Source organism: Streptomyces hygroscopicus, assembly GCF_026168105.1.
Taxonomy (GTDB): Bacteria; Actinomycetota; Actinomycetes; order Streptomycetales; family Streptomycetaceae; genus Streptomyces; species Streptomyces hygroscopicus_D.
This window is the reverse complement of record NZ_LBMW01000011.1, coordinates 71,647-96,319: the sequence shown is the minus strand read 5'-3', so window position 1 is coordinate 96,319 and position 24,673 is coordinate 71,647. Positions and strand designations below refer to the sequence as shown.

Sequence of the window (24,673 nt, the reverse complement as noted above, 5' to 3'; positions counted from 1 at the left end):
TGCGCCGTCATGACAGTGATGGTGCGCGACCTACGCCCCGACGTACGCGCCGACGCCGAGGGTTTCGCCCGGGTCCGGCGTCTCGCTCTGCCCTTCGTCCTGTGCACCCCCGAGTCGATCGCCCACGACGCCGCCCACAGGCACCCCGGCGCCCACTACCGGCAGCTCGTCGCCGAGGAGGAAGGCGAGATCGTCGGCACGGCCCAGACCGGAATCGTCCATGACAGCCCGGAACCCGGCCAGGGCTTCGTCAACGTGTACGTGCACCCGCAGCGCACGCGCCGCGGCGCGGGATCGCTGCTCGTCCGTGCCGCCGAGGAGCAGCTGTCCGCCATGGGCGCGACGAGGCTCTTCGCCTGGGTCCTGGACGAGCCCGGCAGCCGTGCCTTCGCCGAGCGGCACGGCTATCGCGCGAGCCGCTCCGCGTACTTCTTCCGCCTGGATCTGGCGCACCGCGACCTGCCACCGCTCCAAAGCCCGCCGCCCGGCGTCGAGTTGCGTACGGGCGCGGACTTCGCCGACGACCCGCACCCCCTGTTCGAGCTGGACGCGGAGACGATGGCCGACGAACCGGGCGACGTCTCCCACGAGTTCGCCGACTACGAGGCCTGGCTCCGGGAGAGTTGGCACCACCCCCTCTTCAGCCCCGAGCTGACCTCGGTGGCGGTGGTCGACGGCCGTCCCGCCGCCTTCAGCGCGGCCCGTACCGACGACACCACCCTCTACGGCACGGCGATGACCGGCACCGCCCGCGCCTTCCGCGGCCGCGGCCTCGCCAAGCTCGCCAAGAACCACAGCCTGCACCGAGCCCGCGCCGCCGGGTTCACGGAGGCGTTCACGGGCAACGACGCCGGCAACGCCCCGATGATCGCGATCAACAAGTGGCTCGGCTACGAGATCTGCGCCACGGAGGTGCGTCATGTCCGCGAACTCGGCTGAGACGACGACCAGGATGGAGGTCGTCCTGGTCAAGGCCGGCCGTACGAAGATCCGTTACCCCGCCGAGCTGCTCCACGACGACGGCAACCGCATCACCGTACGCGCGCCGTGGGCGGGCGACGGTGTCCGGGACTTCGGCTTCGTACGGTTCGAACCCGGTGATGTCTTCACCGAGCACTACTGGCGCGACCGCTGGTACGCGGTCAAGGAGGTCCGCGACGGGCAGGGCGTCCTGAAGGGCTGGTACTGCGACATCACCCGCCCGGCCGCCGTCCGGGGCGGGGAACTGGTCGTCCCGGACCTCGACCTGGACCTGTGGCGCTCCGCGGACGGCACGACCGTACTCCGCCTCGACGAGGACGAGTTCGCGGCGAGCGGCCTCGCGAGAACGGATCCGGAGGCCGCCGCGGCGGCCGTGCGGGCCCTCGAGACCCTCGAACTCCTCGCCCGCGAAGGCGACTTCGGGGCCCTGTCGGCCTGAGCGGGACGGTCAGGGCACCGCCACCACCGCGTACCGCTCGTCCTCCACCTGCCTGCCCCACAGCCGGGTGTCGTCCGACAGCCGCTCGACGCGTACGTCCCGGGCCAGGGGCGTGAGCAGGGCGGTCAGGCGGTCGGCGGGTATGCCGACCAGGCTGGTCGTCCCCCACACGCCCTCCACCAGCACCAGACGCCCGCCGGGGCGCAGCAGTCCGCGCCAGTGCCGCAGGGTCCGGGCCGGGTCGGGCAGGGTCCACAGCACATGGCGCACCAACACGGCGTCGAAGAGCTGCTCGCCGACCGGCGGCTGCGCCGCATCACCGGTCAGGAACACGGCGTCGCGGCCCGCCAGCTTGGCGCGCGCCCGGGCGACCATGGGCGGCGACAGATCCACGCCCGTCACCCGGTGCCCCTGCTCGGAGGCGAGGAGTGACAGGCTGCCCGTGCCGCAGCCCAGATCCAGGAGGTCACCGGGGTGCGGGGGCAGCCACGCCTCCAGCCGGGCGGCCCATGCCTCGCGCACGACGGGGTCGCGCAGCCCGTGATCCGGTTCCTCGTCGAAGGTGGCGGCCTCGGCGTTCCAGTCGATGTCCGCGCCGGGCGCCGCCGAGGTTTCGGCGCCCTCGTTACTGGCCATGTTCCTGGTCATGTACCTGGTCATGCCGCCAGGGTCTCAGCCACCACTGACAACCGGATCGTGAAAGCCGCCGCGGACAACCGGATCGTGACAGCCGCCACAGACAGACCGCCACCGATGAGCAACCCTCACCCAAAGGGTCTACCTCCGCACAAATACGGAACCCGGTAGACACAAGGAGGCAGCCATGCGCCGCGTGACCGTGCACAAGCCCCTGAAGAGGGCGGAATCCCGCCGAGTGCGGGAGGAAGCCGACGAACGCCCCGTCGAGCGGCCGGAGGTGCGGAAGGACATCGCTCGCCTCTGGTGGCCGGACGGCTGAGCCCGTCGGCCCGTCACTCCTGGGACCGCACGAGAATCTCAGTCCAGCCGCTTGCGGTAGTGGACACGGTCGTACGGCCCGTCGACCCGGCGCTCCACGGCCTCGTATCCGTACCTCGGGTAGATCTCCTGGTTCTCCCACATCATGGCGTTCGTATAGAGCCTGACCTCGGGCAGTCCGAGTGCTCGCGCGCGTGCGTCCACGAAGGCGAGCAGCCGCCGCCCCACGCCCCGCGCCTGGGCGCCGGGATGCACGGCGATGCTGTCGAGGAAGAAATGGTCCTCGTGCGCCTCCACCACCACGAGCCCGGCCACCGGCTCCCCCGCCACGAACACGCGCCCCGCGGCCACGTTCGCCGCGTGGTCCGCCTCCATGGGCTGCGGCACCACCCCGATGCGCTCGATGTAGTGGTGGTACGCGGCGTCGGTCACGGCCCGCACGGCCGGCACGTCCGCGGCGACGGCGGCCCTCACGTCCCCGGCCGTCATGGCGTCTGCCCTGGCATCTGTCATGGACCGCACGGTACTTACCTGAGCGCAGTCTCAGTACCCCCTTAACAGCGCCATAAGGATCTCCTCGACCCGCCCTCAGCAGGCGATTCCACGAGTTCTCGGGGCTAGTTTGCTGATCGCCCCCACGGGATCCGCCGCCCGCGTCCAGGACCGCTCCGAGGAGTTCCCCCATGCCCGTACGCCGCAGAGCCGCCGTCGTCGCCGTCGGAGCCGTCCCGCTCCTGCTCGCCGGGCCGGCCGCCGTGCCCGCGCTCGCGCACGGCTCGATGGCCGGTCCGGTCAGCCGGGTGTCGCAGTGTTATGCGGAGGGTCCCGAGAACCCCAGGTCGGCCGCGTGCGGTGCGGCGGTCGCGGCGGGCGGAACCCAGGCGCTCTACGACTGGAACGGCGTGCGCATCGGCGACGCCAACGGACTGCACCGGGCGCTGATCCCGGACGGCAAGCTGTGCAGCGCGAACAACGACGAGTTCAAGGGCCTCGATCTGCCCCGCGCCGACTGGCCGGCGACCTCCGTGCACAGCGGTGCGTACACGTTCCGGTACCGCGTGACCGCCCCGCACAAAGGCACCTTCACGGTCTACGTCACCAGGCCCGGCTACGACCCGTCGAAGCCGCTCGCCTGGGCCGGCCTGGACCTCGGGCATCCGGTCGCCACAGCCGTCGACCCGGTCGCGCGCGGCGGCTATTACACGTTCTCCGGCGTCCTTCCGCAGCGCTCCGGCAAGCAGCTGCTGTACGCCGTCTGGCAGCGCTCGGACAGCCCGGAGGCCTTCTACTCCTGCTCGGACGTCACCTTCGGTGGCTCCGGCAGTGGTGCCGCGAACCGTGGTGCCACGAGGGGCCCGGTCCCGGCACCGTCCGCCTCCGCGCCCTCCGAACGGCAGATCGAGGCCGGCGCCGGCAGGTCTACGGTCGGCCACCACGGTCACGGCGGCCACGCGGCCGGTACGCCGGCCACGGCCGCGGCGGACACCACGTCGGCCGACCGCCCGAGCGCCGCCGGTGCCGCGCACCACCTCGCCGAGACCGGGAGCAGCGGTTCCGCCCCGTATCTGACGCTCGGTGGGGCTGCCGCCCTGGCGCTGGGGGCCGCGGCCCTGTTCGCGTCGGTCCGCCGGCGCGCGACGGGCGGGGGCCGGCGCGGGCGATGAAGCTCCGGGGCCTGTCCGGCGGCTCAGGCCGGACAGGCCCCGGAAACGGCCGTAGCCCCTGGGGAGATGGCCACGGACGTTCTGCCGCACCCTCGGGTCAGCTGAACACCGAGGCGCAGTTGGTCGCGGTGGCGTGCCCCGGATCGAGGGCGTTCGCCACCTCGTGGAAGGCGATCCGGTCGGTCAGACCGATTGCCACGTGCTCGGAGAAGTCGACCACGCACAGGTCCTGCAACAGGACGTTGTGCACGTCGGATCCGCTCAGGAACTGCGACCTGTACGGCGTGGCCACCTCGTCGTACTTGGTGGCGATGACCGTGTAGTGGACGCCGGGCACGGTGTCGCCGCCCGCGTTGAGCTTGGCCAGGAACTCCGAGCCGACCGCCTGGTCGGCGAGCCCGGGCGTGGCCGCGGAGAGCAGGTCCTGGGCCCCCGGGAAGTACGGGAGCAGGTTGGTGAGCCCGTCCAGGGTGGTGCCGTGGTTGTCGGGCGCGATGCCGACGAGGGCGTTCACCTTGTCGGCGCCGCCGAGGAACTTCAGGTAGTAGCGAGGCATCATGCCGCCCTGCGAGTGGCCGACGATGTCGGCCTTGGCGGCGCCGGTCGCGGCGAGCACCTTGTCGACGAAGGAGTGGAGCTGTTCGGCGGACGTGGCGATGGGGCCGAGGCCGTAGAAGAGGGGAACCCCGGGCAGCTGGCCGTAGTCGAGGGAGAAGACGCAGTAACCGCGGTCCTCCAGATAGGGCGCGAGGGCCAGCCAGTTGTCGACGGCGTTGCCGAAGGTTCCGTGGACCAGGACGACGGGGCGGGGGTGGGCGGCGGAGGGCTTGCACGAGTAGTCGTTCCAGCCGCTGCTCGGCGCGGCGGCCTCGGCGGTGGCGGCGGGGACCACGGCGACCACGGTGGCCAGCAGCAGGGCGGCGAGCGGTCTGAACACTCGTTTCCAGGGCAGCATCGGGTGATCTCCTTGCGGCTCACGGGAGGTATGACGGCCTTAACCTGTGATCCGGATCACGGGATGCTGTTCACTCGTCAAGTTACGGACGAGTAGCCCCGGTGTGAAGTTACGTGTCAGTAAAAACTTGCGGCGACAGCCGACGGCAGCCGGGATTCCTGGTACCGCCCTGAACACATACGACGTGCCGTCACCAGGCGGGCCTGACCGGCCCATACGGCGCAATCCGCGACAACTGTCCCTGGAGTGCACGGATTTCGCGCTCACCGAGGAGCTCCGCCCACGGCCGTACGGCGTCCGCAGCGGCTTCCTCGGCGGCCCGCGTGCAGGCCAGACCACGCCCGGTCAGCACGACCAGCCGGGCCCGCGCATCCGCGGGATGCGGCCGCCGCTCGGCGTATCCCTTGCGCACGATCTCGTCGACGAGCTGGCTCGCGGCCTGCTTGGTGACCCCGAGATGGGCGGCGAGTTCGGTGACGGTGGCGCCGTCCGGGGTGAGCCGGGCGAAGGCGAAGCCGTGCGCGGGCCGCAACCCCTCGAACCCGCGCGCGACGACGCCGTCGTGAATGCGCTGCGTCAGCTCGCCCGCTACGGCGAGCAGGGCGGCGGACAGGGCCATGGCCTCGGAGTTCTGCACGAAGGCATTCAAACACCCTTGACGAGACGGTCAAGCAGCTTGACCATATTCACAGTAGTCAAGCAACTTGACCATCTCTTCCGAGGGAGACACCCATGCCCGTCGTCCGCTCGTCCGAAGCCGTCACCCATGAGATGCACGGCGCCCGTTTCGTCTCGTACGCCACTCCCCTGACCGGGAGCCAGGAGCTGTGCGCATGGCGCGGTGAGATCCCCGCGGGGACCCGCGCCCCCCTCCACACCGTGACCCGGGAGGAGATCTTCCATCTCCTCGACGGCGAGCTGCTGGTCACGCTCGACGGCCACGTCGAGCGGATCACCGCGGGGGACACAGTGATCATCAATCCCGGTGCGACCCTCGGCGTGGAGAACCCGACGGACGAGGTCGCCGTCTCCTGGGTCACCACCTCCATCGGCCTGGAGGCGGAGCTCGCCGACGGCAGTCGGGTCGCACCGCCGTGGGCCAACCGCCCCTGAGAACCGTCCTGGTGACCGAAAGGCGGACCGTCTCCGCCGGGCCGTCGCGGCGGCCCGGCGAAGACAGGGGCCGCCTGCCCCGGGGACACCGGGGAGGCAGGTGAGCGGCCCCCGCGAAGGGGCGAGGTGGCCGGTACGAAGGCGTCGGAGCGGCGGGGTCGCCCGGGCACTGCGACCCGCGCACCCCGCCGGATCACAGGGTGCGATGTCAGCGAGTGGCGAGCACCATTCGGAAGCGGGCGGCGCCGGAGAGCATTTTCCGGTACGCCTCATCGGCCCGGCTCAACGGCACGACCTCGACCATCGGGCGGATTCCGTGCAGGGCACTGAACGCCATGGTCTCCTGCACATCCTGCGCGGTGCCGGACGCATGGCCGCGCACGACCCTGCCGCTCATGATCAGCTGGGGCGGGCTGATCCCCAGCGGCTCGGGAACCGCCCCGATGACCACGAGCTCGCCGCGGTGCGACAGCCCGTCCACGGTCGCTGTGATGGCATCGGAGCTGCCGGCGGTGGCCAGCACGGCCTTGGCGCCGCCCAGGGACTGCAGCGCGTCTGCGACGCCGGTGCCCGCCGTGCTGTCGATGTAGTGGTGAGCGCCGAGCTGCTTGGCGATGCCGGCCTTGTCGGCTCCGCGGGCGATGGCCACGGTCCGAAAGCCCATGGCGGCCGCATACTGCACCCCCAGGTGGCCGAGGCCGCCGATGCCGAGTACGGCGACCAGGTCGCCCGGCCGTGCGGAGCTGCGCCGCAAGCCGTCGAACGTGGTCACCCCTGCGCAGGCCATGGGCGCCGCATCGGTCGCCGCCAGCGCGTCGGGAATGCGGGCCAAGGCGTCGGCGGGCGCGATCACCACCTCTGCGAAGCCCCCGTCGTACGCCCACCCGGGAACCTTCAGGTTCTCGCACACGACGAAGTCGCCCTGTCTGCAGGGCGTGCAGTGGCCGCAGCTGCCTCCGAACCAGCCGACCGCCACCCGGTCGCCCACCTGCCAGCCTCTGTCCCGCGTTCCCTCGCCGAGCTCCTCGATGCGCCCCGCGATCTCGTGCCCGGGAACCAGCGGGAACCGGACGCCCGGCACCGCGGCGTTCACGAAGAGGGCGTCGCTGTGACAGACCCCGCAGGCCTCCACGGCGATCCGTACGTGGCCGGGGCCCGGCTGCGGCACCTCACGCTCGGTGATCTCGAACAGCCCGTCGGCGGTGTCCACCTGTGCGACTCGATAGGTACTCATCTGGCTCTCCGGGAAAGAGTGGGAGGGCCCCTGGACCAGCAGACCAGCTCGGGAACGATCGCGCGCGCCGAGCGGGAGACGCGGGGGGACCCCCAGGAGGCGCCCACGCCACGCCACTGGTCCAACGGGTCCGGCAATTTCCCGACCTGCTGGGGGTCGGTGGGTTTCCGGTCCGGTCAGAAGCAAGGTGCCCGCGATCGCGGGTGGTCTTTCGCATCAGGGCGTCGACCGCCTCGAGCAAGGGCGGACAGCACCGTCATCCATGTGGCGGTTTCAGGACGTTGCAGGGTGAGGGGCACTGGTCGACGCCCCCGCGGGCCGCCTCTGTCATCCCTTGCGGGGAGCCACGAACAAGTAGCGAGGTGGGCAAGGGGTGCGACACGGGCGTGAAGAGCGCCTGGTGCGATACCGGCGTAGAAAAGAAAGGGGACGCCGGGACGACTCAGGGAGTGACCAGCCATGCAGATCGTTGTGGACCTCACACGCTGCCAGGGCTATGCGCAGTGCGTGTTCCTCGCGCCGGAGGTGTTCGAACTGCACGGTGAAGAGGGGTTGCTGTACACCACGGCCGTCCCGGACGACCAGGTCGAGCGCGTGCGCCAAGCCGCGGCGGCGTGCCCGGTCCAGGCCATCGTCGTCGGCGAGGCGGTGAGCGCCGGTGTCCGGTGATCTGCGGGGCGGCCGCATCGTCGTCGTCGGCGCGTCGCTGGCCGGGTTGAGGGCCGCGGAGACGCTGCGCGAGGAGGGCTTCACCGGCTCACTCACCGTGGTGGGGGATGAACCCTGTCCTCCCTACGACCGCCCACCGCTGTCCAAGCAGGTACTGCTCGGCAAGGCGTCGGCGGACACCACGGCGCTGCCGATGCGCCGGGACCCGGACGCCGACTGGCGGCTCGGAGTAGCGGCCACCGGCCTGGACCCTTTGGAGAAACGGGTGATGCTGGCCGACGGTGAGTCGCTGCCGTTCGACCGGCTGCTGATCGCCACCGGGACCCGGGCGCGCCCCTGGCCCAACCCGGAGGAGGCCTCCCTGGACGGGGTTTTCACCCTGCGCACCAGTGACGAGGCCGGGGGGCTGGCCGAGCGGCTGGCCGCCGGGCCGGGTCGGGTGCTGGTGATCGGCGCCGGCTTCACCGGTTCGGAGATCGCCTCGGCCTGCCGGGAGCGGGGTATCGAGGTCACGGTCGCAGAACGCGGCCCCGCGCCCCTGGTGGGCGCGCTCGGCGGCACCCTGTCGAAACTCGCGGCCGTCATGCACCGCAACCACGGCGTGGACCTGCGCTGCGGCGTGACGGTCACCGCCCTGCGCGGGGACGGGAACGGCCGGTTCACCGGTGCGGACCTGTCCGACGGCAGCCGTGTCGACGCGGAGGTGTGCGTCGTGGCGTTGGGGGCGGTCCGCAATGTCGAGTGGCTGGCGGAGTCCGGGCTGGCAGCGGGTCCGCGCGGAATCGCGTGCGACGCCGGGTGCCGGGCCTTCGACATGTACGGGATCGTGACCGACGACGTCTTCGTGGCCGGCGACGTCTCCCGGTTCCCGCACCCGCTGTTCGGGTACCAGATGCTCTCCCTGGAGCACTGGGGCAACGCGGTCGCACAGGCCGAGGTGGCAGCCCACAACATGGTCAGTCCGGGGCCCATGCGGCGCCCGCACCTCGCCGTCCCGACGTTCTGGTCGACCCAGTTCGGGATCAACATCAAGTCGGTGGGCGTGCCCACCTACTCCGACCACGTGGTCATCGCCCAAGGCTCTCTGGAGGCGCGCCGCCTGGCCATGGTCTACGGCTACCAAGGACGGGTCACCGCCGCCGTCACCGTCGACATGGCCAAGTCGCTCGACTATTACAAGAACCTGATCGAGACGGCTGCTCCGTTCCCGCCCCCGCCCGGCGCGGCGGACCGTGCGATCGCGGCCGACATCACGATTCCGTCCGACGTGCCGGACCCGAGTGGGCTGTCCCACGGCCCCACCGTGGCGCTCACCGGTCACCTGCCCGATCGCCGGCTGACGGTGGTGCAGCCCTCCCGCTGACCCCGTCCCGCCCGACCACGAGGAGCCACCATGGACTCCGAGACCTTGCTGGCACGGATCACCGACTACGAGAACCGTCCCAACCCGTACCCGCTGTACGCGGAACTCCGCGAGGCCGGTCCCGTGGTGCGGCAGGCAGACGGCAGCTATCTGATCGGTACCTACCACGAGATCGCCGCTCTGCTTCACGATCCTCGGATGAGCGCGGATCCGCGCAGCCGCACCGGCCCGTCCCCGTCCGAGGAGACGGTGAAGCCGCCGTTCCTGCGGCTCGACGACCCCGAGCACCACAGGCTGCGCACCCTGACCATGCGCCCGTTCGGCCCGCCGCACAGCCCCGGCCGGATCGACGCCATGCGCGGCGAGATCACCCACATCACCGGGGAACTGATCGAGGAACTCCGGGACCGCAAGCAGATCGACATCGTCGACGACTTCGCCTATCCCCTGCCCATCACGGTCATCTGCCGACTGCTCGGCGTCCCGCGTGAGGACGAGTCACTCTTCCAGGCGTGGACCGACGCAATCGTCGCGTCCGCCGACATCGGGCCCGAAGAGGACACCACCGAACGGGACAAGGCAGGCATGCAGGCCCGGCAGGAGATGGGCCGATACCTGGTCGACCTCGCCGAACAGCGCCGCGAGCGGCCCACGGGCGACATGCTCTCCGCCTTCGTCAACGAACCGGACCCCGCCCTTCGGCTCACTGTCGAGGAACTGGCGGAAACCACCATCCTGTTGTTCATCGCCGGACACGAGACCACGGTCAATCTGATCACCAACGGCGTCCTCACCCTGCTGCGCCAGCCCGACCAGCTGGACCGGCTGCGCCGCGACCCCGGCCTGCTGCCGCAAGCGGTGGAGGAACTGCTGCGCTACGAACCCCCGGTCCATATGCGCGAGAGGATCCCTCTCGCCGACGTCGAGGTCGCCGGCACCACGATCCGCAAGGGCACGTCCGTCGTACTGGCGCTGGCCTCAGGCAGCCGCGACCCCATGCGGTTCCACGAGCCCGACCGGTTCGACCCCACCCGCCCGGACAACCAGCACTTCGGCTTCGGCAGCGGAATCCACCTGTGCTACGGCGCACCACTCGCCCGCATCGAAGCCGAGACCGCGCTCGGCGCGCTGCTCCCCCACCTCGGCACGGCACGCCTGGTCCAGGACCCGCCCCCGTACCGGCAGAACGCCATGCTGCGCGGCCCCCGCCACCTGCCCATCCAGCTATGAATCGGCTACGTGGCGGCACACGGCGGCAGACAGGAGTGGCGGTCCGCCCCGTGTTCCGCCCGTCAGCCCCCGGCACTCACGCTGCCTCCAGATCGGCCCGAACAGGTCTCGCCGGCCGACCGGGCTGAGGTATAGCCAGTCGGCCCGCGTGGTGCGCGCCGTAGGGGCGATTTCGCCCAACCGCCCTGCCCGGTGGGAGAGGTGACGGGGCGGTGCCTGTTTTCGGCCGCTACTGACCTCGCCAAAGAATCGTTGATGTGTTCGAATCTGCTCGCTGACCGGGGCTGATGAGGTTAGAGTAATCGAACGGGCGTACGATGAACATATCAGGCGTATGGCTGAAAAGGGGTGGAGTGATGGAGGTGCGGCATGGCGGGCTTCGCCCATCTGCACGTCGCGTCCGGTTACTCCGCCCGGTACGGCGCCGCCCATCCCGAGCATCTCGTCGGACGGGCGGCTGAGCGCGGCATGACGGCACTCGCGCTCACCGACCGGGACACGGTCACCGGGGCCGTCCGGTTCGCCCGGGCATGCTCGGAAACCGGGGTTCGGCCGATCTTCGGTGTCGACCTCGCGGTGCAGGCCCTCGCACCCCCGCCACCCGCTCAGCGCCGCCGCACCCCGGCGCGCGGTGGCGCACATGTCGTCGAGCCGCCGCTGCGGTTCGTGCTGCTCGCGCAGGACCGGGCGGGATGGGCACGGCTGTGCCGCATCACGTCGGCCGCGCATGTCGGTGCCGTGTCCGGGACGCCGCCGGTGGTGCCGTGGGAGGCGCTGCGCGAGTACGGCGGCCCTGGCCTGACCGTACTGCTCGGGCCGCTCTCGGAGCCGATGCGAGCCTTGGCGGCCGGTCGCGAAGACGTCGCGGTGAAGCTGCTGGCGCCGTGGCAGGAGATCTTCGGTGGGGGAATCAGGCTGGAAGCTGTCGTGCATAAACGTTTCGGCATCGGACCCGGATCGCTTCGGCCGGCTGCCCGGACCCTGGCACTGGCCGACCGCACCCGCACCACCGCCGTGCTCTCCAATGCAGTCCGCTACGCCGACCCGGACCAGCACCGCCTCGCCGACGTCCTGGACGCCGCGCGGCTGCTGCGGCCCATCGACCGGCGCCGACTGGACAGCGGGCAGCGCTGGCTCAAGGACGAGGGAAGGATGGCGGCCATCGCGCGGCTGGTCGCCGAATGCGCCGGAGCCGACGTCCGGCGGGCACATCGCCTGCTGGCGGACACCGCCGCGACGGCGGCCGCGTGCACCGTCGACCCCGTGTCCGACCTCGGCCTCGGCGCAGCGCACCTCCCGGAACCGGAGGTGCTCGGCGCCGAGCCCGGGCCGGGCGGCACGGCACGGCTGCTGCGCCGACGGTGCGAGGACGGTCTGGCCCGGCGCGGTCTGGCCCACGACCGGGCCGCGCTCGACCGGCTGGACCAGGAACTCGCCGTGATCTCCGAGCTGAACTACGACTCGTACTTCCTCGCCGTCGGCCAGGTCGTGGCCGACATCCGGGCCAAGGGCATCCGGGTCGCGGCCCGCGGTTCGGGCGCCGGCTCGATGGTCTGCCATGCGCTGGACATCGCCACGGCCAATCCGCTCGACCACCGACTGCTGTTCGAACGCTTCCTGAGCGTGCGCCGGGCGTCGCTGCCCGACATCGACATCGACGTGGAATCCGCCCGGCGGCTGGAGTGCTACGACGCGATCTTCGACCGGTTCGGCAAGGAACGGGTGGCGGTCACCGCGATGCCCGAGACCTACCGGGCCCGCCGGGCCCTGCGCGACACCGGCCTCGCCCTCGGGATCGCGCCGGCCGACATCGACCGCATCGCCAAGAGCTTCCCGCATCTGCGGGCCGCCGACATCACCGGCTCACTCACCGAGCTGCCCGAACTGCGGCAGCTGGCGGCCGAGGCGCACCGGTACGGACCGCTGTGGGAGCTGGCCGAGGGTCTCGACTCCCTGGTCCACGGCATGGCCATGCACCCGTGCGGCGTGGTCATCAGCGACGCGACGCTCCTGGACCGGCTGCCGGTGCAGCCGACCCCTCAGGGCGACTACCCGATGGCGATGGCGGCGAAGGAGGAGATCGAGGCGCTGGGCAACATCAAGCTGGACGTCCTGGGCGTACGGATGCAGTCCGCGATGGCCCATGCCGTCGCGGAGATCGAACGGACGACCGGCAACCACATCGACCTGGACGACCCACGGCAGGTACCGCTCGACGACGTCTTCGCCTTCAAACTCATCCAGGAGAGCCAGACCCTGGGGCTCTTCCAGCTCGAATCCCCCGGCCAGCAGGACCTCCTGTCCCGGTTGCAGCCCCGCAATCCGCAGGACGTCATCGCCGACATCAGCCTCTTCCGCCCCGGACCGGTCGCCGGCGGCATGCCCGAGCGGTACATCGCCGCACGCCACGGCGGCACGCCGTGCTACGCCCACCCGGACCTCGAGCCGGTGCTCGCCGACACCTACGGCGTGACCATCTGGCACGAGCAGATCATCGAGACCCTCTCGGTCATGACCGGCTGCGACCGGGCCCTCGCGGAGATCGCCCGGCGGGCGCTCGGCGAGAAGGACCGGCTGCCGAAGATCAAGGCCTGGTTCCACGGCCTGGCACGCGCGCGTGGCTACAGCACGGCCGTCCGCGACGAGGTATGGAAGACCGTGGAGGCCTTCGGTGCCTACGGCTTCTGCCGCGCTCACGCGGTCGCCTTCGCCGTACCCGCCCTCCAGAGTGCCTGGCTCAAGGCGCACTACCCGGCGTTCCTGCTGGCGGGCCTCCTCGAACACGACCCCGGCATGTGGCCCAAGCGCGTCCTCGTCTCCGACGCCCGCCGCAACGGCGTCCCCGTGCTGCCCGTCGACATCAACCGCTCCGGGGTGAAGCACACCGTGGAGAGGACCGACGGAGACCAGTGGGGCGTACGCCTTGCCCTGTCCGCGGTGCACGGCATCAGCGAGCAGGAGTGCGCACGGATCGAGGAGGGCCGGCCGTACGGATCCCTGTCGGACTTCTGGCAGCGGGCCCACCCCAGCAGGCCCATCGCCGAACGCCTCGCCGAGATCGGCGCCCTGAACTGTCTCCACGACGGCCGCCTCACCCGGCGTGACCTGCTGCTGCAGATCGCCGAACTCCACCGGGCCTCCCGCACCCGTTCCGCGGGCAAGGGCCAACTGCCCATCGACACGAACGCCGTCGGCGCAGCGGAGCCGAGCGGCCTGCCGGACCTGACCGGACGCGAAGCCCTCAGCGCCGAGCTGAGCACGCTCGGCATCGACGTCTCCAAGCATCTGATGGAGCACCACCACCGGCTGCTGCGGGAGATCGGCGCGACCGACGCGGCGCATCTGGCCGGACTGCGCGCCGGTCAGCAGGTGCTCGTCGCCGGTGTACGGGCCTCGACCCAGACCCCGCCGATCGCCAGCGGCAAGCGCATCATCTTCGTCACCCTGGAGGACGGCTCCGGCCTGGTCGACCTGGCCTTCTTCGAGGACTCCCATCCGGCCTGCGCGCACACCGTCTTCCACAGCGGGCTGCTGCTGGTCCGCGGCACGGTCCAGGTACGCGGCACCCGCCGCACCGTCGTCGGAACCATGGCCTGGGACCTGGACCGGATCGCCGCGGCCCGCCGCGACAACGGTCCCGAGGCCGCGCTCGCCCTCCTCGGCGCCGACCGCCCGCACCCGACCCCCGCCCAGCCGCACCGCACCCTGGCCAACGGCACCACCGGCGCCCGCCTGCACCCGTACGCCGACCTGCAGCCCGCCGGCAGCCGTTCGGCCGATCTGAAGAAGTTCGGTTACACCAGTCCGGGGAGTGCGGGATGACCACGCGGCAGCGGCACATCGCCCACCTCCACCTGCACGCCTCACTGACCGAGGATCAGTACGCCAAAATAATCGAACTGATGTCCGGCATCACTCCCCATGTCCAGGCCGTCCCCCCCAACGCCGTTCAACTGGACCTGACGTCGGCGCTCAGGTACTTCGACCTGTCCCCCTACGACCTGGTCCAGACGGCGCAGCTCAGGCTGAAGCTCCTCTACGACATCGACAGCAGCGCCGGCCTCGCGGGCAACCGCATGCTGGCGGCCATGGCGGCCGACGCCTCAGCCCCCGGACACGCCACCTGGGTCCCCGCCGAGCGGGCCGCCGACTGGCTGTACCCCCGCCCGGTCACCGCACTGCCGGGGATCGGGCGCGTCACGGCGACCGCCCTCAACCGGTACGGCCTGCACACCATCGGCCAGATCGCCGACCTGCCCGCAGCGACCCTGCAACGCCTCCTCGGCGCCGGCCAGGCCCGGCTGCTGACCGAACGCGCCCACGGCCACGATCCGCGTCCGGTCACCCCCGCGGAACCAGCGGCCCACCTGACCGCCGATCTCGTACTCGACCGGGACTGCCTCGACCCGGAACAACATCACCGGTCGGTCCTGGGGCTCGCCGAGCAGATCGGCGGGCGTCTGCGCGGTGAAGGCCAGGTCACCGGCCGTATCACCCTCACAGTGCGGTACGCCGACCGGAGTTCCACCACGCGCATGCGTAAGCTGCCGGAACCCACCAACCACTCACCGGCCCTCGCCGCAACCGCCCTGGGTCTGCTCACCGCCCTCGGGCTGCAACGCGCACGAGTGCGCGGCTTCGCGATCCGCGCCGACAACCTGCTGCCGGCCGACACCGCTCACCGCCAGCTCTCCATGGACCCCGGCGAGGACCGAGCCCGCGCCGCCGAAGCCGCCGCGGACCGGGCCCGCCGCCGCTTCGGGCCGAAAGCCGCAGGTCCCGCCGCTCTGGCCGGCGACCTGCATCAAGGCCGATCTCCGGCCGGGAGATGACTCGGCCGCCACAGGCTCGCGTCCACGCCCACCGGGCCGAAGGGCCCCGGCGCAGCGCGGGACCACTGGCCCTGTGAACGGGCCTGGTGGCTCACCCGGGGACGCCGGATTCCTGACACGGTGGACTCGTGATCACAACTGGCCGACGCGGCCGGAGGCACAGGACACCACCGCGGGTACTCCTTGGGTGAGGAGAATCCCTGCTCGGCGTGTCGGCCCTGTCCGGAGAGGCGGACCAAGCCCCCGTCATTCAGGTTCCGAGAGGAGGCAGCGACCGTGGACCCAGTCGTCACGGTGGGCCTCGACGGCTCGCCCGAGAGCCTCGCCGCTGCCCACTGGGCCGCTGACGAGGCCGAGCGGCGCAACCTCACGCTGCGCCTGCTGCACGCGTGGCCGCTGCTGGTGCCCGAACCCACCCGCCTTCCCGGCGAGGTCGATCAGAACTACTGGGCGAAGCGGCTGGTGCACGACGCGCGGGCCAAGCTCCTGGCGCGCCACCCGAACCTCACCGTCGTCGACAGCCTGGTCGCCGACGACGCACAGCACGCACTGCTCCAAGCGGCATCGGAGTCCGAGATGACCGTGCTCGGTTCACGGGGGCTGGAGCCCGTCGAGAGCTACTTCCTGGGCGACATCAGCATGCCCGTCGTGTCACGGTCCGAGCGGCCGGTGGTGCTGGTCCGTGCCGCTACTCGCGAAGATGGCCCTCCGCCGGCGCCCTCGGGCTGCGTGGTGGTGGCGCTGAAACTGCACGGATCGTGCGACGACCTGCTCGAATTCGCCTTCGCCACCGCAACGGCGAGGGATGTGGCCCTTCGGGCCGTCCATGGCCGAAGCGTGCCGCTCCACGCGTACGTGCCCTGGGGCATGAACCACGACATCACCGACATCACCGACATCACGCAGGACGCGCAGAAGCAGCTCAGCCAGGCACTGCACCCCTGGCGCGTGAAGTTCCCGCGGGTCGAGGTCGCCGAGAGCATCGCTCCGGAAAGCCCCGCCAAGGCCGTCGTACGGGGAGCCGAGGGCGCCCGAGTGCTGGTGGTCGGCAGACGCAGGCACCGTCCCGCCCTCGCACCGCACCTGGGCCCGGTGACCCAGGCAGCCATCCATCACGCGCGCTGCCCCGTCGCCGTCGTTCCCCATGACTGAGCCACGCCGCCACGGGGAACCGAGCATGCCGGTGCATCACTCGGACGCGTCGGTGCTGCGGTCGGGCACCGGGGTTCACGCTCCGTCGCTTGCGCGCGCGGAGGTACGCGAGACCCACACCGCGATCGTGTTCTTCGCCGGTGACCGCGCCTACAAGGTCAAGAAGCCGGTCGATCTGGGCTTCCTGGACTACTCCACCGTGGCGGCTCGCCGTGCCGCCTGTGAGCGCGAACTCGCTCTCAACCGCCGCTTCGCACCCGACGTCTACCTGGGCCTGGGAGAGATCCGCAGTCCGGGAACTGAGGCGTCGGAACCGCTCGTGGTGATGCGCCGCATGCCGGCGGACCGGCGCCTGTCCCTGCTGGTACGGGAAGGTGCGGCGATCGACGACGTCCTCCGGGCCGTGGCCCGGCAGCTCGCCGCATGCCACGCAGGCGCACCTCACAGCCGGGAGATCGACGAACAGGGCACGAGGGACGCGCTGTCCTGCCGCTGGGAGGCCAGCTTCGCTCAGGTCCGCGCATTGGCCGACGACGGATCCGCGCCCGACGGGGTGGAGGAGATCGAGCGGCTGGTACGCCGCTATCTGGCAGGACGCAAGCAGTTGTTCGACACCCGCATCGAGCAGGGGCGGGTGGTGGACGGACACGGCGACCTGCTCTCCGAGGACGTCTTCTGCCTCGATGACGGCCCCCGCATCCTCGACTGCCTGGAATTCGACGACCACCTTCGCTACGTCGACGGCCTCGACGACGCGGCGTTCCTCGCCATGGACCTGGAACAGCTCGGCGCACCGGAGGCCGCGGCGTTCTTCCTCGCCCAGTACAGCGAGTACTCCGGCGATCCGGCACCACCGTCGCTGTGGCACCACTACGTCGCCTACCGCGCGTTCGTCCGCGCCAAGGTCTCCCTGATCCAGGCACGACAGGGTGCGTCCGGCGCGGAGGCGGCGTCACGCCGGCTGGCCACGACGGCACTGCGCCACCTGCGCGCCTCCGCCGTCGGCGTGACGCTCGTGGGCGGGCTGCCGGGCAGCGGGAAGTCCGCCCTCTCCGCAGCACTGGCCGACCGCATGGGCGTCACGCTGCTCAGCAGCGACCGCCTCCGCAAGGAACTGGCAGGCATCCCGGCGGAGCAGTCCGCGGCGGCCGGATACAGCGAGGGCCTGTACACAGCCGAGTGGACCGCGAGGACCTACGAGGCCCTGCTCGACCGGGCATCCGCCCTGCTGTCCTGCGGCGAGTCCGTCGTCCTGGACGCCACCTGGTCCGACACGGGACAGCGCGAAGCAGCCGTGCGCACGGCCGAAACCACCAGTGCCGACCTGGTGGCCCTGCACTGCCAGGTGCCCAGCGACGTATCGGCGTCCCGCTTGAAGACCCGCGCCCCCGGAGCGTCGGACGCCGACCTCGACGTGGCCTCTGCCATGGCGGCCAAGGAACCACCGTGGACGGACGCCGTCACCATCGACACGAGTGGCGCCCTGGAGTCCGCGGTCGTCCAGGCGCTGGCAGCCGTACGCTCCTCGGGCACAGGCCGAGTCCCGGTCTTCCGCCGCCCCTACATGGAGCCGGACTGAGGAGGAAACGCGTGGCACCGACCCGCGCAATACGGGCCCGTACGCCGTAGCCATGAGTGAGGTTTCATCTCACACGGCGGTGAGGTGGCTGGTCACCTCGACCACGTCGTCGATGTCCTCGACCTCCGCCAGCAGCCTGGCCATCGAGGCTTTCGACATCCGGCCCGCGAACTCCACCACGCCTTCGTGCACCCGCACCTCGACGGTGTCACGGTCGGCCGGAGAGCAGAAGGCACGGATCTTCCCCTCGATCTCCCGCCGAATTCCCGCGTCATCCCGGATCAGAGCCCGCAGCAGCGCGTCCCGGCGCACCACTCCGACCAGGCGTCCGTCGTGGTCGGCGACCGGGATCCGCTTCAGACGTGACAGCGCCGCAAGCCAGGCGGCTTCCGCGACGGTAGCCCCCGGCAGCACAGTGATCGCGGGGCTGGTCATCAGCTCCGCTGCCGTCTCCCCCCGTACCTTGCCGTGCAGCTGCCGCTCCCGAAGCCTGCCGAGAGGTCCGGATCGGTGACCCGACGCTTCGAACGCCACCTTCGCCAGCAGGTCGGACTCCGACACCACGCCGACGACCTGGTCGTCGGCGTCGACCACGGGGACCGCACCCACGTGCTCGCGCGCCAGCAGGCGTGCGATCTCGCGGTACGGCAGGTCGTCCCGCATGGACGCGGCGGGCACGTCCATCACGTCCCGTACCAGCGGTGCCTCGGGCTCGGTGGGCGGCTGCGACCGCCTCTCCTCCCGGCCGGTCTCCCGCTCCGCCCCGGGTACCGGGCCCGGCGCGGGACCCGCCGCCGGGGTCGCGGACGCCGTCCCGCCGGTCGCGGGTGACATGGCCGCCCCTGCCCCCGCCTGTCTGGCCGACGCGGTGGCGACGGCACCCAGATAGCGCAGGAGCTGGTCCTGCCTTCCCCCCTCAGCGGGACGCCGCTGGTGCGACGGCACGCCACGGCGGGCATCGGCGTCCGCGGAGTAGTTCTCGCGCTTGTTCACGGCGGCCTCCGGACTGCGTCGGATTGCCTACGGACCCAGTCTTACGCTCCACCGCACTGAGCCAAGAGCCGAACGGCCCTGGTGGAGCGGCGGTACGGCCCCATCCGACGCGAGCCCGCACAGGAGCGGTGAGACCGAGGAGGAGCAGACCGGCATAGGAGGACGTTCGTGATGAACCCGCGGGACTTCCTCGCGCGGTTCCGTCCGACCGGCACGCCGGGAGCACCCGTCACCAATGTCCCCGCCGACCGGGAGGCGGAGCGCGCCGCGGAACTGCAGCCGCCTCCAGCACAACTGACAGAGGCTCAGCAGGGGACGGCGGCCCGGATCCGCGCCGCGGCGCGCCGCGCCTCCTCGCACTCTCGTCGTCGACCGGCGTCGCACCGTACCGCGGGGAGAGCGCCTGTACGTCCCATCGGAGAGACTGGTGACGAGATGGAGGAGCGACCCTGGCATCGGCTCCTCCCCAGCCCACTCAGTGGCGGTCACCATGTCCGATGTCACCACCACCGACCTGTACGAAGTGACCATGGCCCTGTCGTATCTGCGGGAGGGCATGCGGACCCCGGCGACCTTCAGCCTCTTCGTCCGGGACCTGCCGCCCGGCCGGGGATTCCTCGTAGCCGCGGGCCTGGAACCCGCCCTGGACTTCCTGGCCCGCTACCGCGTGGAACGCGAGGACGTCCAGGAGTTCGCGGCAGCCCTGCACCGGCCGCCCGAGGACCTCGAACCGCTGCTCGGACTGGCCTTCGGCGGCGAAGTGCGCGCCGTCCCGGAGGGACACGTGGTCCTCGCCGGTGAGCCGCTGCTGGAGGTGACCGCGCCGCTGCCCCAGGCCCAGCTCGTGGAGACCTACCTGCTCAACCAGCTGTGTCATCAGACGGCGGTGGCGTCGAAGGCGGCCCGCTGTGTACTGGCGGCGGCCGGACGGCCTGTCGTGGACTTCTCCCTGCGCCGCACCCACGGCCCCTGGGCGGGCCTGCAGGCGGCCCGGCTGGGAGCCATGGCGGGCTTCGCGGCCACCAGCAACGTGGCGGCGGCCGGGGCCCTGGGCTTTCCGGCCTCGGGCACGATGGCCCACTCCTATGTGGAGGCTTTCCCCAGTGAGGAGCAGGCTTTCCGTGCCTTCGCCCGCACCCACCCGGGGCCGGTCACCTTCCTCGTCGACACCTACGACACCGAGGCGGGAGTCATGGCCGCCGCCCGTGTCCTTGCCGAGATCCGTCGGGGACCGGGCTGTGCGATCCGCCTGGACAGCGGCGATCTCGGCGATTTGGCGCGGCGGGCGCGGACCCTGCTGGACGCCGCCGGGCTGCCCGACGTGCGCATCGTCGCCAGCGGCGGGCTCGACGAGTACGCCGTCGCGGAACTGGTGCACAACGGGGCCCCGATCGACGTCTACGCGGTGGGAACGAAGGTGGGCGTCGCCGCGGACGCGCCTTACCTGGACGCGGCGTACAAGCTCGTGGAGTACGGCGGCAGCCCGGTCATGAAGCTGTCGTCGGCGAAGGTGACGGCCCCGGGCCGCAAGCAGGTCTTCCGCCGTCCGGGACAGCCGGACGTCATCGGCCTGTGGGACGAGGACCCGCCGGACTCGGCGCAGCGGCTGCTACGCACCGTCATGCGCGACGGACGGCGCACGGCCCCATCCGACCGCTTGGAGTACGCGCGTGCACGCTGCGCCCACGACATCGCCGCTCTTCCCGCTCCGGCCCGCAGAATCCACCGCCCCGAGCCTTGGCGCCCGGTCGTGTCACAGGCACTGGAGGACCTGACGTCGCGGGTGCGCGGGGAGACCGAACGGCGGTTTCGTCCGGAACGCCGCGGGTTGTCCGGCAGCGGCGGGCAGACCGATCGGAAGCTCTCCTCCTCGCTCCGGGAGCCGCACTGACGGCCACGGCGGAGCCCGCGACGCAGCGGTACGACCGGACCGGGGCGTATGGGCCCACGCGTCGCACAGTGGCCCGACAGTCCCCGGTCCGGGGACCAACGGCCCCTGGTGACATCGCACCGACCGGCTTTGCATGAAAGAGCGTGCAGAGCCCTGTCCGCCACCGCGCCGAGGAGGCGAGGACGACATGACCGCACCCGCCCCGACCGAGAAGGGCCACCCGAGGACGGACCTGCCACCTGCCCAGGCGAGAGGCGACGGCATGCGTGCCCACGTCGGTGACGAGATCGTCGTACGCGGCGCCGGCCCCGGCGTCATCGCCCGAGAGGGTGAGGTCGTCGGCGTCCACCACCCCGACGGCAGCCCCCCGTTCGACGTGCGCTGGTCGGACAGCAGCCGGGTGACGCTGTACTTCCCCGGTCCCGACGCGTACGTCAGGCGCCTCGCGCGTACCCGGACATCCGATGAACGCGGTTCATGACGTCTTCGTCAACGTGTCGGCGAACGGCTGGAGACGACGATGGCCCGACCCTCTGATCACCGGCCGGTCGTAGTCGGTGTCGACCCCGACCCCACGAAGCGGATGGCGCTGGCCTGGGCGGCCGACGAGGCCGCCCGCCGCCGGGTGCCTCTGCGTCTGGTACACGCCGAGGGCGTGCCGACCCCGGGCGTCCGCAGGGGGTATGTGCCGCCCTCCTGGGAGGAGTGGAACCAGGCACTGCACGAGGCTGGTGAGCGAGTGCTCAAGGAGGCGGTGATCTTCGCCGAGGCGCGGCAGCCGCAGGTCGAGGTGTCCGCGCTGCTCGCCGAGGGGAACCCGGCGTGGATCCTGCGGGAGCAGAGCCACGATGCGACGGCCGTCGTTCTGGGTTCCTGGCACCTGGGCCGGCTGAAGGATGTGTCCGGCACCGCCTCGGTCGCCCTGCCCGTCATGGCGCATGCCCACTGCCCCGTGGTGGTCGTGCCGGAGCCGGAGCACGTCACCCAGCAGCCCGCGTACTTCGTTGTGGGCGTGGACGGCAGCGCGCAGTCCGCCGCCGCCGTCGACTTCGCCTTCGAGGAGGCCGCCCTGCGCAGCGCGGCCCTGCGGGCGCTGTACGTCTGGCAGCCGGGCCCGCTGAGGGTCTTCGACGAATACGCGGTGCAGCAGGAGTGCCGCCGTCTGCTCTCCGAGACCGTTGCCGGCCGCGGCGCCGCGTACCCGGACGTGGAGTTGCATCACGAGCTGCTCAGCGGTCATCCCGTCAAGGTGCTGGCCGAGGAGTCCGCGCACGCGCTGGGCCTGGTGGTGGGAACCCGGGGCCACGGTGGCTTCGCCGGCATGCTGCTGGGCTCGGTGAGCCAGGGCGTACTGCGCTACGCCCGCTGCCCCGTCGTCGCCGTGCCGCACACTTCGGTGTGAGCCGAGTGGCAACCGGCCCGTATTGCTCCCTGACGCCGTGACGGTCAGGGCGTCCCGCCCAACACATCGGCAGGCCGGTCACGGCGGTTCCGGTAATACGGCCCAAGCTGCCCCGCAGCCGGGAGCCGAAGCCCGCTTCTGCAGAACGTCGCCTGGACGCGGGCCCACTCGGCCCCCGAGGAGGTCCGTGCGGCCCCTCCCCCGCCAGGCCACGCACCCCCAGCCTGGGAAGTGGTCGACCGTCTCGTCCGAAGACATGGCCGAGGCAATGTGGGCCGCTCCTGAAGGGAGGCGTCCAGTGGCCGTACCACCCCTGGAGACGACCGCCGTCACCGCATTCGTCGAGGACGCCACGGCGGCCCCGTCACTGCACAACGCCCAGCCCTGGAAGTTCCGGTTCCTGCGCGATCGCGGCATTCTGCAGCTGTACGCCGACCTCGAACGCACGCTCCCGCAGACCGACCCCGACGGGCGCAACCTGCACCTGGGCTGCGGTGCCGCACTGTTCAACCTGCGGGTGGCCGCCGCGGCCGCAGGCCGGGAGACCACCGTCCGCCTCCTGCCCGACTCAGCCGACCCCGCGCTGCTGGGCGAGGTGGATCTCACCGGGACCGCACGAACCGACGACGCCCTCGCTCTCCTCCACCCAGCGATCCACCGGCGCCACACGAGCCGCCACCCCTTCCTCGAGGAGGACATACCGGCCGCGCTGGAGGACGGACTGTGTGGTGCGGCCCGCCTGGAAGGCGCGCGCTTGCTCTTCCCCGACGCCTGGCATGTACGGTCGGTGCTGGATCTGGTGCACGACGCGGAATACCGCGAAGCACGGGACCCTGGTATCCGTGGCGAAACAGCGCGCTGGGCCCGTACGGAGCCCGTCGGGGAGAGCACGGCTTCCGACGGGATCCCCGCAGAGGCGTTCGGCCCCGGCCAGTGGGGAGCCAGTTCACCCGTGCGGGACTTCGCCGCCGGCCGGTCGGTACCCGGTCGCGGTTGGGCCCCGTTCGAGAAGGAGCCGCACATCGCCCTGCTCGGTACGGCCGAGGACCGACCGCTGGACTGGCTACGGGCAGGCCAGGCACTGGAGCGGGTCCTGCTTCAGGCCACCTTGGACGGCCTCGTCGCGTCCCTGACCTCACAGGCTCTCGAATGGCCGGAGCTCCGGTGGGCGGTGCGTGACCCGACATCGGCCCTGGGTCACGTACAGATGGTGATCCGCCTGGGCTACGGCCCCGAAGGCCACCCGACTCCGCGCCGAGCAGTGGCCGAGGTGCTCGACATCCTCTAGCTCTCGGGCGTCCGGCCATGCGGGCCGACCGGGTCATGCTCGCCTGCCGGACCGCCCTCCTCGGGACTCCGGGCGCACGATGACAACCGGGCACCTCGCATGGTGAGCGACGTGCTGGCTGACGGAACCCAGCAGCGCTCGCGCGAACCCGCCCCGCCCCCTGCTGCCCACCACCAGGGCTTCGGCCTCCTCGGCGGCCGTCAGAAGCACGTCGACGGTGTTTCCACATACCAATAGCGCCCTGACTGAGGCGGCTCCCTCGGCTCCCAGCACATCGTTCAACTCCTGGTTCAACCGTTGCCGGGCACTGGCCTCGTCGAAGTCGGCGTCCACGGCCAGAGCCGACCAGCCGTACGCGCCCGGCAAGTCCCACGCCGCCACCGCGTCCACGGTGCCCCCGATCAGGTCGGCGTACCGCACGGCCCAGCGGAGTGCCGCGTGCGAGGACGGCGAACCGTCGACGCCGACCACGACACGAGGACTGGAAGTGTCCGTACCCATACTTCTCACCTCTCCTGCGGCCCTCTCGCCGACCACGCCGCATGCCGTCCTTCACCTCCACGCTGCGCGTCTCCGTGGCGGTACGCCAGGGATGGGCGGCCGAGTGGGCCGTATGCGCCGCTCAGTGGGCCGATCGGCCCCTGGCGGGCTGCCGCGAACGGGAAGTTGCCCTGCCCGGGAGAGAAATCTCTCCGACTTGCGGGAAACGCCATCCAAGTTCCGCCTTGAAACGTATCCGGTACGGGACAAGTTTCAGGAGGAACGCAATGGCGATCTTCAGTGATCTCTTTCCTGCCAAACACCGTGACCACCGGGACGAAGGAACCTCGGAGCACGACGAGACCTCGATGCGGAGGCGCCGTCACCGTCACCGTGACCACGGCGACGAAGACCACGAGTTCGGTCACCGCTACTGAAGGCGAAACGGACC

At 71.3% G+C, this 24,673-nt stretch carries 24 protein-coding genes; 17 read left to right on the top strand and 7 right to left on the bottom strand.

What is annotated here, in order from left to right; genetic code table 11:
• The first annotated feature begins 9 nt into the window (after positions 1–9).
• Positions 10–939, top strand: a complete 930-nt coding sequence (locus tag AAW14_RS13840; RefSeq protein ID WP_265563668.1) for a GNAT family N-acetyltransferase — start codon at positions 10–12, stop codon at positions 937–939.
• Positions 920–1,420, top strand: coding sequence for a DUF402 domain-containing protein (locus AAW14_RS13835; protein ID WP_265563666.1), 501 nt, complete (start codon positions 920–922; stop codon positions 1,418–1,420). The genes AAW14_RS13840 and AAW14_RS13835 overlap by 20 nt, the downstream gene beginning before the upstream one ends.
• Positions 1,421–1,429: 9 nt before the next feature.
• On the opposite strand, the gene AAW14_RS13830 is transcribed toward AAW14_RS13835, so the two are convergent.
• Positions 1,430–2,056 (bottom strand): class I SAM-dependent methyltransferase, encoded by a 627-nt coding sequence (locus AAW14_RS13830; protein WP_265563806.1) that lies wholly within the window; start codon positions 2,054–2,056, stop codon positions 1,430–1,432.
• 187 nt (positions 2,057–2,243) lie between these two features.
• Here AAW14_RS13830 and AAW14_RS13825 point away from each other — a divergent pair, with 187 nt between their 5' ends.
• A complete protein-coding gene (locus AAW14_RS13825) occupies positions 2,244–2,378 on the top strand; it encodes a hypothetical protein (RefSeq protein WP_265563665.1) in 135 nt (44 codons plus the stop codon).
• 38 nt (positions 2,379–2,416) lie between these two features.
• Here AAW14_RS13825 and AAW14_RS13820 read toward each other — a convergent pair whose 3' ends face one another.
• The gene (locus tag AAW14_RS13820; protein WP_265563804.1) at positions 2,417–2,866 is read right to left on the bottom strand and encodes a GNAT family N-acetyltransferase; all 450 of its coding nucleotides are present in this window, start codon (positions 2,864–2,866) and stop codon (positions 2,417–2,419) included.
• A 194-nt stretch (positions 2,867–3,060) separates the two neighbouring features.
• On the opposite strand from AAW14_RS13820, the gene AAW14_RS13815 reads away from it, so the two are divergent.
• Positions 3,061–4,041: a lytic polysaccharide monooxygenase auxiliary activity family 9 protein gene (locus tag AAW14_RS13815; RefSeq protein WP_265563663.1), complete on the top strand. Its 981-nt coding sequence runs from the start codon at positions 3,061–3,063 to the stop codon at positions 4,039–4,041.
• A 97-nt stretch (positions 4,042–4,138) separates the two neighbouring features.
• Here the strand turns inward: AAW14_RS13815 and AAW14_RS13810 are convergent, their stop codons facing one another.
• Together AAW14_RS13810 and AAW14_RS13805 are read right to left on the bottom strand one after the other, a co-directional pair.
• Positions 4,139–4,996, bottom strand: a complete 858-nt coding sequence (locus AAW14_RS13810; RefSeq protein WP_265563662.1) for an esterase/lipase family protein — start codon at positions 4,994–4,996, stop codon at positions 4,139–4,141.
• Between the two features lie 190 nt (positions 4,997–5,186).
• On the bottom strand, positions 5,187–5,633 hold the full coding sequence (locus tag AAW14_RS13805; protein ID WP_265563660.1) for a MarR family winged helix-turn-helix transcriptional regulator: 447 nt from the start codon (positions 5,631–5,633) through the stop codon (positions 5,187–5,189).
• Positions 5,634–5,728: 95 nt separating this feature from the next.
• Here AAW14_RS13805 and AAW14_RS13800 point away from each other — a divergent pair, with 95 nt between their 5' ends.
• Positions 5,729–6,109, top strand: a complete 381-nt coding sequence (locus tag AAW14_RS13800; RefSeq protein WP_265563659.1) for a cupin domain-containing protein — start codon at positions 5,729–5,731, stop codon at positions 6,107–6,109.
• Positions 6,110–6,317: 208 nt separating this feature from the next.
• Here AAW14_RS13800 and AAW14_RS13795 read toward each other — a convergent pair whose 3' ends face one another.
• A complete protein-coding gene (locus AAW14_RS13795) occupies positions 6,318–7,343 on the bottom strand; it encodes an alcohol dehydrogenase (protein ID WP_265563657.1) in 1,026 nt (341 codons plus the stop codon).
• A 459-nt stretch (positions 7,344–7,802) separates the two neighbouring features.
• Here AAW14_RS13795 and AAW14_RS13790 point away from each other — a divergent pair, with 459 nt between their 5' ends.
• From AAW14_RS13790 to AAW14_RS13760, 7 genes are all read left to right on the top strand, one after another.
• Positions 7,803–8,012: a ferredoxin gene (locus tag AAW14_RS13790; RefSeq protein ID WP_265563655.1), complete on the top strand. Its 210-nt coding sequence runs from the start codon at positions 7,803–7,805 to the stop codon at positions 8,010–8,012.
• Positions 8,002–9,375, top strand: coding sequence for an NAD(P)/FAD-dependent oxidoreductase (locus AAW14_RS13785; RefSeq protein WP_265563652.1), 1,374 nt, complete (start codon positions 8,002–8,004; stop codon positions 9,373–9,375). The genes AAW14_RS13790 and AAW14_RS13785 overlap by 11 nt, the downstream gene beginning before the upstream one ends.
• Before the next feature lie 30 nt (positions 9,376–9,405).
• Positions 9,406–10,605, top strand: a complete 1,200-nt coding sequence (locus AAW14_RS13780; RefSeq protein WP_265563651.1) for a cytochrome P450 — start codon at positions 9,406–9,408, stop codon at positions 10,603–10,605.
• Between the two features lie 369 nt (positions 10,606–10,974).
• Positions 10,975–14,427, top strand: a complete 3,453-nt coding sequence (locus tag AAW14_RS13775; protein WP_265563649.1) for a DNA polymerase III subunit alpha — start codon at positions 10,975–10,977, stop codon at positions 14,425–14,427.
• Positions 14,424–15,437 carry a DNA polymerase Y family protein gene (locus AAW14_RS13770; protein ID WP_265563648.1) on the top strand — a complete coding sequence of 338 codons (1,014 nt, stop codon included), beginning with the start codon at positions 14,424–14,426 and terminating at the stop codon, positions 15,435–15,437. The genes AAW14_RS13775 and AAW14_RS13770 overlap by 4 nt, the downstream gene beginning before the upstream one ends.
• 276 nt (positions 15,438–15,713) lie before the next feature.
• On the top strand, positions 15,714–16,589 hold the full coding sequence (locus tag AAW14_RS13765) for a universal stress protein (RefSeq protein ID WP_265563646.1): 876 nt from the start codon (positions 15,714–15,716) through the stop codon (positions 16,587–16,589).
• Positions 16,590–16,614: 25 nt separating this feature from the next.
• Complete coding sequence (locus tag AAW14_RS13760; protein ID WP_265563644.1) at positions 16,615–18,168, top strand: AAA family ATPase; 1,554 nt, start codon at positions 16,615–16,617, stop codon at positions 18,166–18,168.
• Positions 18,169–18,237: 69 nt separating this feature from the next.
• On the opposite strand, the gene AAW14_RS13755 is transcribed toward AAW14_RS13760, so the two are convergent.
• Entirely contained in the window at positions 18,238–19,161 is a 924-nt protein-coding gene (locus AAW14_RS13755) for a CBS domain-containing protein (protein ID WP_265563642.1), read from the bottom strand.
• A 490-nt stretch (positions 19,162–19,651) separates the two neighbouring features.
• Between AAW14_RS13755 and AAW14_RS13750 the strand changes: the two genes are divergently transcribed.
• The 4 genes from AAW14_RS13750 to AAW14_RS13735 all read left to right on the top strand — a co-directional run bounded on the left by AAW14_RS13750 (position 19,652) and on the right by AAW14_RS13735 (position 23,742).
• A complete protein-coding gene (locus AAW14_RS13750; RefSeq protein ID WP_265563641.1) occupies positions 19,652–21,052 on the top strand; it encodes a nicotinate phosphoribosyltransferase in 1,401 nt (466 codons plus the stop codon).
• 187 nt (positions 21,053–21,239) lie between these two features.
• A complete protein-coding gene (locus AAW14_RS13745) occupies positions 21,240–21,533 on the top strand; it encodes a DUF1918 domain-containing protein (RefSeq protein WP_265563639.1) in 294 nt (97 codons plus the stop codon).
• A gap of 39 nt (positions 21,534–21,572) precedes the next feature.
• Positions 21,573–22,454, top strand: a complete 882-nt coding sequence (locus AAW14_RS13740; protein ID WP_265563637.1) for a universal stress protein — start codon at positions 21,573–21,575, stop codon at positions 22,452–22,454.
• A gap of 298 nt (positions 22,455–22,752) precedes the next feature.
• The gene (locus tag AAW14_RS13735) at positions 22,753–23,742 is read left to right on the top strand and encodes an Acg family FMN-binding oxidoreductase (RefSeq protein WP_265563636.1); all 990 of its coding nucleotides are present in this window, start codon (positions 22,753–22,755) and stop codon (positions 23,740–23,742) included.
• A gap of 33 nt (positions 23,743–23,775) precedes the next feature.
• Here the strand turns inward: AAW14_RS13735 and AAW14_RS13730 are convergent, their stop codons facing one another.
• Positions 23,776–24,243: a universal stress protein gene (locus AAW14_RS13730; protein WP_265563635.1), complete on the bottom strand. Its 468-nt coding sequence runs from the start codon at positions 24,241–24,243 to the stop codon at positions 23,776–23,778.
• Between the two features lie 266 nt (positions 24,244–24,509).
• On the opposite strand from AAW14_RS13730, the gene AAW14_RS13725 reads away from it, so the two are divergent.
• Positions 24,510–24,659, top strand: coding sequence for a hypothetical protein (locus AAW14_RS13725; RefSeq protein WP_265563633.1), 150 nt, complete (start codon positions 24,510–24,512; stop codon positions 24,657–24,659).
• Positions 24,660–24,673: the final 14 nt, after the last annotated feature.